10 protein-coding genes are annotated in these 9702 nt (G+C 40.5%); 1 reads left to right on the top strand and 9 read right to left on the bottom strand.

The window, feature by feature from the left end:
* Positions 1 to 41: 41 nt before the first annotated feature.
* The 8 genes from lgt to IIB39_06315 all read right to left on the bottom strand — a co-directional run bounded on the left by lgt (position 42) and on the right by IIB39_06315 (position 7509).
* On the bottom strand, positions 42 to 812 hold the full coding sequence (lgt, locus tag IIB39_06280) for a prolipoprotein diacylglyceryl transferase (protein ID MCH8928309.1): 771 nt from the start codon (positions 810 to 812) through the stop codon (positions 42 to 44).
* Between the two features lie 125 nt (positions 813 to 937).
* Positions 938 to 1843, bottom strand: a complete 906-nt coding sequence (locus IIB39_06285) for a DUF2520 domain-containing protein (protein ID MCH8928310.1) — start codon at positions 1841 to 1843, stop codon at positions 938 to 940.
* Complete coding sequence (gene amrA, locus IIB39_06290; GenBank protein MCH8928311.1) at positions 1800 to 2351, bottom strand: AmmeMemoRadiSam system protein A; 552 nt, start codon at positions 2349 to 2351, stop codon at positions 1800 to 1802. Before amrA ends, IIB39_06285 begins: the two co-directional genes overlap by 44 nt.
* A gap of 5 nt (positions 2352 to 2356) precedes the next feature.
* On the bottom strand, positions 2357 to 3190 hold the full coding sequence (amrB, locus tag IIB39_06295) for an AmmeMemoRadiSam system protein B (protein ID MCH8928312.1): 834 nt from the start codon (positions 3188 to 3190) through the stop codon (positions 2357 to 2359).
* A 144-nt stretch (positions 3191 to 3334) separates the two neighbouring features.
* Complete coding sequence (locus IIB39_06300) at positions 3335 to 3637, bottom strand: T9SS type A sorting domain-containing protein (protein MCH8928313.1); 303 nt, start codon at positions 3635 to 3637, stop codon at positions 3335 to 3337.
* 152 nt (positions 3638 to 3789) lie between these two features.
* Entirely contained in the window at positions 3790 to 5019 is a 1230-nt protein-coding gene (locus IIB39_06305; protein ID MCH8928314.1) for a hypothetical protein, read from the bottom strand.
* Between the two features lie 36 nt (positions 5020 to 5055).
* A complete protein-coding gene (locus IIB39_06310) occupies positions 5056 to 5682 on the bottom strand; it encodes a hypothetical protein (protein ID MCH8928315.1) in 627 nt (208 codons plus the stop codon).
* A 333-nt stretch (positions 5683 to 6015) separates the two neighbouring features.
* Positions 6016 to 7509 carry a tetratricopeptide repeat protein gene (locus IIB39_06315; protein ID MCH8928316.1) on the bottom strand — a complete coding sequence of 498 codons (1494 nt, stop codon included), beginning with the start codon at positions 7507 to 7509 and terminating at the stop codon, positions 6016 to 6018.
* Positions 7510 to 7598: 89 nt separating this feature from the next.
* Between IIB39_06315 and IIB39_06320 the strand changes: the two genes are divergently transcribed.
* Positions 7599 to 8084 carry a GAF domain-containing protein gene (locus tag IIB39_06320; GenBank protein MCH8928317.1) on the top strand — a complete coding sequence of 162 codons (486 nt, stop codon included), beginning with the start codon at positions 7599 to 7601 and terminating at the stop codon, positions 8082 to 8084.
* A 9-nt stretch (positions 8085 to 8093) separates the two neighbouring features.
* On the opposite strand, the gene IIB39_06325 is transcribed toward IIB39_06320, so the two are convergent.
* A complete protein-coding gene (locus tag IIB39_06325) occupies positions 8094 to 9635 on the bottom strand; it encodes a bifunctional metallophosphatase/5'-nucleotidase (protein ID MCH8928318.1) in 1542 nt (513 codons plus the stop codon).
* Positions 9636 to 9702: the final 67 nt, after the last annotated feature.

Consider the following 9702-nt stretch of genomic DNA (forward strand, 5'->3'; position numbering starts at 1 on the left):
TCTCCATGTTAAAGAATTAAAGAATTGAAAATATTTGCCCACTAATTTTGTTTTGCGGCAGCTCTTTTCGGCGCTTTATCTGCATAAATTTTATAAATCGAATATCCTCCGATTATAATAAGAATCACGCTTGTAACTTGAGCAAGCGTAAAACTCCCCATCACAGGAGTGTTTTTCCTGTAAAATTCGATGATGAACCGCTGAATTCCGGATAAAACAAGATATAGCCAGAAAGGCATCCAGACAGTCTGAATTTTTTTTCTGTTTACCCACATAACTCCAAAAATAACGAATAGAGCTGTCATCTCGTATAGCTGAGTCGGGTGCACCGGATAATTCACAGGATCAATCCCATTTGGAAATGACATAGCCCACGGAACCGAGGACGCCTTTCCCCAATCGTCTCCCACGAGGAAACAGCCGATTCTTCCGATTCCCTGTCCGAGCGCCATCAACGGAGCCATAAGACCCGCCGTGAAACCAACGGAAAGACCGTGTTTTTTTGCCCAAAACATAACTGCAAACGTGCCGCCGATAAGTCCGCCATACCAGACCAAACCCGCTCCTGAAAATATCATACCGAACGGATCAATCGCCACCGCGTCAAGGTGAGTGAGAAGGAAATTTATTTTTGATCCTATAACTCCGCCGATAGCCGCTGCCATAATAAGTTCATAAGATAAATCAGAATCTAACTTGTTTCGGGCAAGTTCTTTCCGCAGGATCCAGGCACAGACAAGGAATGCTACAGCCATCATAAATCCAAAACTTGTTACCTGAAGAGGTCCTAATTTAAATAATATTGGAAACACTTTATTTTCTTTTCCTTATTTACTGTTCATGCGTATTTCTGTTACGCTTCCGGCCATTAAAAGTTCGGTCATAGACGTGGAAATGTAGGAACATCAGAGTAAAAATTCAAGATATTTAGTATGTTTCAAGGCGTGACCGGGATTAAATTACCCTTCATATTAAGGGATGTTTGTTCATCTATTAGTCCTTCTCCTTCACATAATTCAATTGTTTTAAGCGCAAGCTCCATGTAAACAGCCCGATTCTTATCGTTTTTGTCCAAAGAACCGATATGCTTACGGACAGAATCCACATCACCTCGGGCAATTGAACCTGTTATTGCCGCAAATCCCGTTTCGTCCCAACCATTTAAAGCCGTTTTCGCTAAATCGCTGATAATGCTTTTCGGTGAATCCACTCCGGCTCGCACCATAAGCTCCTCTGAAACTGTTAGAAGTGTGTTGAGATAGCCGCTGGCGACTGTGCACGCTGCATGATACAGCGCTTTTTTTCCTGTCTCAATCATAAATGGTATGCCGCCCATAAACTTCACCAGTTCAACAGCTTCTTCGGCGTTGACCCCCTCTACGCCGAAACGAACATCTTTGAGCGGGAGTATTTTGTTTTCCGGGAACGATGCAGCCGGGTGTATTGACGCTATCCCGGCTCCCTTTTGCAAGAGCGATTCCATAATCGTTGATTCCTGAATTCCGGATGTGTGAACTATCAAAGGTTCGTGGGGGAATTTTAGATTAGAGGCTAATTTCGCAACTACATTTTCGAGTCTGTCGTCCTGAACGGCTATGATAATCAGGTCGGTATCCTCTGTCAGGATGTCGTAACCCGTTCCGAATGAATCTGTACCGACTCTATCAGCCAACGACTTCGCTGAATTTACCGACCCGCTTATGATAGCGGCAGGAGTATAACCGGCTTCCACAAGCGATACCATTATTGAGCGTCCCACTCGTCCTGCCCCGATGAGAGCGACATTTTTATTTGCAAGATTAATCGTCAGAACCTTCGCCGAATACTTCCGCGGAAAATACATAAATTTCCGTCTCTTCATCCTTCCAGGAACCGGATAACAGGTTCGCTTTCAGGCAGGTATGTTCCAGAAAAGTCTTACTATCCCAGTTATTTTCTGTTGCGACCTGCGGAAGCAGTAAACCTTTGTTAGCGCCCTTTTTAATGACTATCCCGTGTTTTCCGACTTCAACTTGCTCCGGCGATTCTATCCTCTCAAGCGGGGATAGCAATGATATTTCCAGACTGATTTCCTCTATTTCATCTTCCTTTACCGGATCAAAGCGTGGATCCCTTGTCGCCGCAGCTTCCGACATTTCAGGAATAGACTCATAAAGCGGTTTATAACCCTCAACATAACCGATGCATCCTCTGAGTTCTTCATTTTTCCGCAGGGTAACAAATACGCCCATCGGTTCATCGCTGATATTCATCATAGCATCATTTACTTTTATATTTTCATTTTTTGCGCATGACGAAATAACGTCACGCGCCGTACTCAGCATTAAATCTTTTTGTTCTTTGGTGAACATCTGAATTATGCTCTGATCGCCGCTGAGAGATACCCTACCACGCTTTTATAGTCTCCGCTGACGTCGCCGGAAGTGGCGTACTTCAATATATCTACATTTGAAGCCCCGAGAAGCTGAGAGGCTTTTATTACCACAGCGAGGGGATTGATACCGCAGGCTTCGCAATTACCGTTTTCACATTCATTGTAGAGCATATCAATTGACATTGATTCAAGATACTCAGCCGTACGATTATCCAAAACTTTGGCTCTTTCCTGATCGTGAAAATGAGATAGGTCGGTACTCGCTATGAGAAGGACATCTTCCTCGGCAGCTGAAATTACGCCCGCGATTGACTCGGCAATTTCAGAAGCGATATCGAGGTTAATATTTCCGATTATAAGAGGAATAATATTAAAATCATTTTTTAGTACCTCTTGCAGGAAAGGCAGCTGAACTTCTAACGAATGTTCCTTCTCATGCCCTATCGGTGAAAACTTAATATGTTTTGAACTGTCTGATATCTTCTGTGACAGATCGGAATTAATAGGTACTTCTCCCAGCGGAGTAGCGTAGGCGTCTCCATCGTAAAGCGTCCCGCCTGCAAAATATTCGTGGTGACTCGGCGCGAGAATTAGAATGTTCTGTTTTTTCTTATCTTTTAATAAGTTATACGCAAATCCGGCTACCTGACCGGAATATACAATACCGGCGTGAGGAGCCACCAACGAAATCAGATCGCTATCAGGTTCAGGAATATCGCCAATCGGAAGGCATTTTTGAATAAGCTCAGTCAAATCCTTTTCATCCTCGGGATAAAATGTCCCTGCAACTGCCGGAGTTCGGATTTTTCTTTCCATTAGAGTAGTCTGTGCCCCTTATTCCTGCTACCTAATATATCAGTCAGCCCTGCGTAGTCAAGTAAATTATATGAGCATTATAAATAATGAAGGGTCGGCAAAAGCCGACCCTTCAAGTCAATCTTATATTTCAGATGAGTAACCCTATTTAAGAAACATCATCTTTTGAGTCTTACTGAAACCGCCGGTTGTCATTCTATAGAAATAAATTCCGGATGACAGCGGTCTTCCACGATCCGTCAAACCATTGAACTGGGTGGAATGGAAACCCGCCACCAGTTCATCATCGACCAACGTGGCAACCTTTTGACCCAGGAGATTGAAAATTACAATCTTCACATTAGCGTTTTCCGGCACCTGATAATTGATTTCAGTTGTCGGATTGAACGGGTTCGGGTAGTTCGCTGAGATTGCATACGTTTCAGGTAGAACACTATTATCAACCACTCCTACAGGAGTATTATCAACAGACGTTCCAGAAAATTCCTCAGATCATCACCTTCATATTCACTCTTCTGTTTATTTGATATAAATTTTTCTGCTTGGGCTAACATTTTAATCGCCCAAGTGAAATAAGTCAAAAATTATCTAAAAATATTTTAATACCGATATGAGAGCGACAGAAGGAATCGATTGTCGGATGCGTCCTCTTTTATCGTCTGAGGGAAGAATTCACTGCTGAAATTTGTCTCCCAGCTTGTTCTAACGAACGTTAAATCCACTTTCACCTGCTTGTCCAACAACACGCTCAATCCTGCAGATACGAGGAGCCTGTCGTCGCCGTCATCATCTTTATAAGGGCTTGGGTCTTTAGCCAAACCCAGTCGCAGCTTCAAATCTGTTGTGGGCAGAAGATATTCCAGTCCGATAGAATAACCAACCGTTGTCCTTAGTTCTGAGGATATAGCTCTGTTTATTTCGCTGTCAAGCGACACGCCCTCATCAATGATTTCCGAGCTGAATTCTATCTGACTGTAATCCGTCAGATGAATATCCGCTGCCAACAGAGTATTACCGATAAATGAAGATATTCCCGCATTAAATTTAAATGGCATTATTAGTCTGTATTCGTTGGAACCGGTATAATTGACAGATGAATCGGCATATACATCCAAAATATTCCATGAATCATCTACATTATAAATAGTGGGCGCTGTTATGCTTATACCAAAGTTTGCGTAATCACTTCTGTACAATCCTCCGAAAATCATCGAAAACCCATTATAAGTAGGGGTAAAGTTTTCCGAAATGCTCGATTCTCCGCTATTTTCCCTGAAATCATAATCGTCCGACCCCCGAAGCCAGTTGACCGAAACACCAAATGATGTTCGAGGTGATATATCAACCGCTACCGCGCCTGTCCAGGCATGAATCTCTCCGGTTTCAATGATACTAAGACTTTCGCCTGCCCCCCCCGTTGGTACAGCTAATCTGTTATCAAACACAAACAGCGTATTCCTCCCAATTGCCCAAACCATATTGTTCCTGCTAAGGGGACTTTTATACACAATGCCTATTCCATCAAGACGTGTATAACTTTCCGTTAACGGCGAAGCCTGATTACTCCCGAACGATATATCAGCATCATGAGAAAGATGTCCTATGGAAGTGTAAATTGAGTTTTTTCTGATCTGAGCCAGCCCGGCTGGATTCCAAAAGGTAGCGGTAAAATCGTTGCTGATAGAAGTATATGCTCCGCCTAACGCAATAGCCCGCGCGCCTAAACCGCTTACACCTCTGAATGGTCGCAGCGCATCGGTTATATTCTGTGCGAACAGCGATGTTGCTCCCCAACACATTATAATTCCTATCAGTGTTATTTTTTTCATTTTATTTTCCAAAATTCAATGTTTGGAACAGATAAGTTATTTCCGTTTACTGCTTTTTTTGGTAGAACTACTCTTTTCCCCGGAGTCACTTTTTGTAATGGATCTGCTTTTACCCGACCTGCCTCGATGAGAACTTGATTTAACGGTAGTTGTTTTTTTGCCACTGCTTTTCACTTCTTTACTCTTCCTTGAGCTTGATCTGCTTTTTACCTCTGATGTGCCTCTGCTCTTTGATTTTCTAACAGTTGCTCTTTTACTGCCTTCATTCTCATTTGTTTTTACAGACTTGATGAGCGGAATATAATATGGAGCAGGATTAGAGCCGTTCAGCGCTGATGAAGAACCGGTATGTCTTAATCGGTTGAACTTTCTTACAGCGTTAGAATTTTGAGGAGTTCCTGACCCTGAGCCGGTTCGATATTGGTAGTAATTAGAATTAGTGCTATGGTAATAACTTGGGTAGGACGGGTAATAATAATCATCGTAGAAGAAGGAATTATATGAGTAGTCATAATAAGGATCGAAAAAATTATAATTATCGTGCCCGTAATAACGCGACGGTCTGTAATTGTAACCGAAATAAAAACTATAGCGGCTGTTAGATCTGTAATTATACGGTCTGTACATCGAACGCCAATACCATGCGTTATTGTAACCATACATATTATAACGATTCGTATAGTTAGGATCGTAATAATATGTATTCTGCGCTGCCGTCTCGTGAGATTCGTTATATTCCCATTCGGTCTTTTCAATACGAGTGCTCTCAACAGCTGTTGACTCGTGAAATCCATCATAGTAAGCGTTGTTGTTTGGGTTACGCGCTCCGGAGAAACAACCCTGAAAGAGTAATGCTTGTAACAGTATAAACGATAATAACTTTATAATCTACCTCCTGAGAAAAGATTTTCTCATCGACTAACTCCTACTTATTATATACGGAATTTAAGTAAAAGTTCCAACTTTCAACAATTAGCAAATCAAACAGAGCGGAAATTAAAGAAGTACTTCCAAAGCTTCTTCAATATTATTCATATTTGAAATGATTGAAAGGGCGCTGTCTGCGCCTGCTAAAAGCTTTTTTAATTTCTTCAGCTCGTTCTTTGCTTTTTTATAATCCCCTTTGTCGAAATGCGCTTGTACCATAACCGACCTTAACAAAAAATTATTCGGATTAATCTTTAGATAATCATTGACTAAATTCTCACTCTTTTCAAATTCTCCTTCAAGACGATACGCTTCCGCCAATCGCCAATTCAGCCATTGAGATTGCTTTACTTCTTCCGAGATAAAACATTTAGTTTTAAAAACATCTATCGCTTCAGAATATCTTTTTTGGCTAATAAGAATTTCAGCTTCAAGGAATCCCTGAATCGGTCGAAATCTATGCATGGCGCTGGAGTTATTCTCCGCGAGAGTATTTATTGCAATAGTTAACTCATCTGATTCCTTAATGGCAGAATCTATATTTTTCGTTTGTAGAAAGTAGATACCATGAATAAGATGAGCATAGGGTTTGGTGTTATCATTAGTTTTAAGCGATTCTAACTCATCTAAATTTGAAATAAATTCTTCTTTATTGTTCGAGATAAGCAAAACCATAAATTTATTAGTTACAGCTTCGGTAGCTATATTTTCACCCGGATTTAATGCTTGCGCCCGGTCAAAATATTCAATTGCTTTAGAAATCTGACCTAATCCGAAGTAGGCGTTTCCGAGATTTTTATTTATAGCGGCTCCGAGGAAACTTTTCTCTTGGCTGAGTTCCGGTTTAATTTCTAACGCTTTCCTCAAACTTTCTATTGCCTCCTCATATCTACCAACCCTTATCAATATTTCACCAAGACTGTCATACGGATTTGCCTGTCCTGAGGCTTTTTCCGCATATATTTTCAGATTCCTGATTGCATCCTCGTAACGACCCTGCCTGGCATACATATACCCAAGAGTATTATAAACCGGAGCGAAATCACTATCTATTTTCAGAATTTTTTCGTAGTGATTTATTGCCTCAGTAATATCTAAATTGCGAATTGCCAATTGGGCTTTTAAATCGTGAGAATCTACCGTATTCGGGTATTTATCGAATAATACCTGTATGAGGCTGTCGGATAAACTTTGGTCATGCTCTTCTCCATCGTTTCTTTCAATTTCGATTATCAATGCTTCCCTTTCGGTGACAAATTCCTCGAACATTGCGGCTTTTTCAATCAGCTGCCGGGATTTTATGTAGTCACCTTGTATTCTATAAGCACTGGATAATCCTAAATACGCCATTGCAAATTCACGATCTAATTCAATAGCGCTTTCAAACGCCTGAATCGCTTCCTTTCTATAAAAATTTTGAGCGTGCTCTACACCTTCCAAATAGAATTCAAGCGCTTCCTTAGAAATTGTGGTTATCTCAGGAACCTTTTTGACACCTGTTGCTATAACGCCAAACAACGTTATCAGCATTATCGCCGAACTGATGATTATTCTTTTATACATATTCTTCATCGCCTGATAACATACGATTAAAAGTATAAGGTTGTTACATAATTTGCTGTTTTTATCATTAAAAAACGGTATGTTTTGGTATGCAGGAAAGTGAAAATAGCATAATTACTAATAATAACAATCTCTTAAATGACATTTGTGCGCAGATTATAGAGAGGTCTATCGCAACTTCCACAAGAGAAGAGAAGATGCAGATTCTTGTTAAAGAATTACACAATTCATTAGATTATTATTTTTGGGTTGGGTTTTACTATCCAAAAGATACGGATATGACTATGGGTCCAAGCGCGGGTCCACCCGCCTGCGCCTCTATAGGATATGACGGAGTCTGTGGAAAATCTTATAAAGAGAATAAGACGGTTATAGTTCCTGATGTTGAAAAGTTTCCGGGACATATTGCCTGTGATCCTAATTCCAAATCAGAAATAGTACTACCTGTCCGGGATTCCGAAAACAACTTGTTTGCGCTTTTAGATGTTGATAGCGACAGCCTGGACGCTTTCAGTGAAGCGGATGCTTCTCTTTTGGAAAATCTTTTATATCAGCTTTTCACTGCTAAAAATTAATAGTTAATACTATTCTATTCTTGTTATCGCTCCGGTAAGCTTAGCTTCAATAACTTTCGCTTCTTTAGCATACTTCATAACAACTTCTGATACCAATATATTCAGATGTTCAATATTTGACGGTCTGAACCCAAGATATAAAAGAGGCTGGCTATCAGATACGAAATCTATTGTACCCGCTTTATAGATTTTTTCCGGTATTACAGGACTTCCTCCTATTTTAGCTTCTATCAGCTCCATACCGTCTTCATTAGATTTATATTTGTATGAAATACCTGACACCTGTACATTCCGTCGATCTGAACTTACCGATTGCTCAGCACAGTAAGCCATAAAACTCAATAACTGCTTACCTGTTACTTCATATGTAGTTAAATAATTCTTAAAGGGAAGGATTTCGATTACATCAAGTTTTGTTAAAGGCCCGGCAGAAACTCCTTTTCTAATACCTCCGCTATTAATTATTCCCAAATCTGAATTCGTGGCTTCTTTGATAATTGAGGCTATCCAACTCCCTATGTTTGATTCGCCACTTGATGAGCGGACTAAATCATTTACGAGAGTGGCAAGTGTATCTCCAAAACTTCTATTAATGGCTTTCACATACTCTTCAATAGTACTTTCCATAATAGGATTGGTATCTATTGAGTCAACCCATGTTGGTATCAGCCTGCCTGAGAATTCAGAAACGCTGTCTCCCTGAACAGTGAATTCAAGTCTTCCAAGATGTGAGGTTCGGGAACCTGCTTGCAAAATTATTACTCCGTTTTCGACAACCGGTTTAGCAAGCCTTGTGTGAGAATGTCCTCCCACAATGATGTCTATTAGCGGTATCTCTCTGGCAAAAACTCTATCCTCTTCCACACTCACATGAGTTAACAATATTATCAAATCGGTCACAGGATCAATTTGTTTTACAATTTCATTGGTCAATACAACACTGTTTCCGAGTTCAATTCCCTCCGTCACAGGTTTGGCTGTAACATTAAAAAAATCATTTGTCATAAGACCGATAACGCCGATTTTAATTCCGGCAACATCAAGAATCTCATAAGCTGATGGCGCTAATAAATTTCCATTTATTAGAAGATTGGCATTAATAATTGGAAAACTTACGTAATCATAAAATTTTCTTATATTCTCTTGCCCATTATCAAATTCATGGTTACCAAGAGTCATAACGTCGTAGCCTATTTCGTCCATCATCTTAAGTAACGCTCCGCCCTCTATTCCATCGACAACGATATTGGACAACGGAGTACCGGTCATTAAATCTCCGGCGTCCAGAAGAATTGAAGGAATTCCAAGAGCCTGTTCGCGGTCTATATATCCTTTGAGCGCCGCAAAGCCGCCTATGAGAGGCTTATTTTCACCATCAACCCAGAATGCCTCATCGGGAATAAACTGAGCGTGCATATCGTTCGTGTAAAGCAGCAGCAACTTTACCGGTTCTTTAGCTTCAGTTTCATTGCTGTTTGAGTAACCGCCTGCGCATGAAATTGTGAACGCTGTCAGAATCAATATCAATGGATAGATTGTTATTTTCTTCATATAACCATCCCCTGGCTGAATATCCGATTATAAGTTTTACTGAAATTGTTAATTATTTCACTTCGCT

The sequence above is a fragment of the Candidatus Neomarinimicrobiota bacterium genome, from assembly GCA_022573815.1.
Lineage (GTDB): Bacteria > Fidelibacterota > SORT01 > SORT01 > SORT01 > JACZTG01.

Bases quoted from the DNA above. Each gene is read 5' to 3' on its own strand.
- amrB (MCH8928312.1), bottom strand. From the start codon at position 3,190: ATGGAAAGAAAAATCCGAACTCCGGCAGTTGCAGGGACATTTTATCCC.
- IIB39_06320 (MCH8928317.1), top strand. From the start codon at position 7,599: ATGCAGGAAAGTGAAAATAGCATAATTACTAATAATAACAATCTCTTA.
- IIB39_06310 (MCH8928315.1), bottom strand. From the start codon at position 5,682: ATGTATGGTTACAATAACGCATGGTATTGGCGTTCGATGTACAGACCG.
- IIB39_06325 (MCH8928318.1), bottom strand. From the start codon at position 9,635: ATGAAGAAAATAACAATCTATCCATTGATATTGATTCTGACAGCGTTC.
- amrA (MCH8928311.1), bottom strand. From the start codon at position 2,351: ATGTTCACCAAAGAACAAAAAGATTTAATGCTGAGTACGGCGCGTGAC.
- IIB39_06315 (MCH8928316.1), bottom strand. From the start codon at position 7,509: ATGTATAAAAGAATAATCATCAGTTCGGCGATAATGCTGATAACGTTG.
- IIB39_06305 (MCH8928314.1), bottom strand. From the start codon at position 5,019: ATGAAAAAAATAACACTGATAGGAATTATAATGTGTTGGGGAGCAACA.
- IIB39_06285 (MCH8928310.1), bottom strand. From the start codon at position 1,843: ATGTATTTTCCGCGGAAGTATTCGGCGAAGGTTCTGACGATTAATCTT.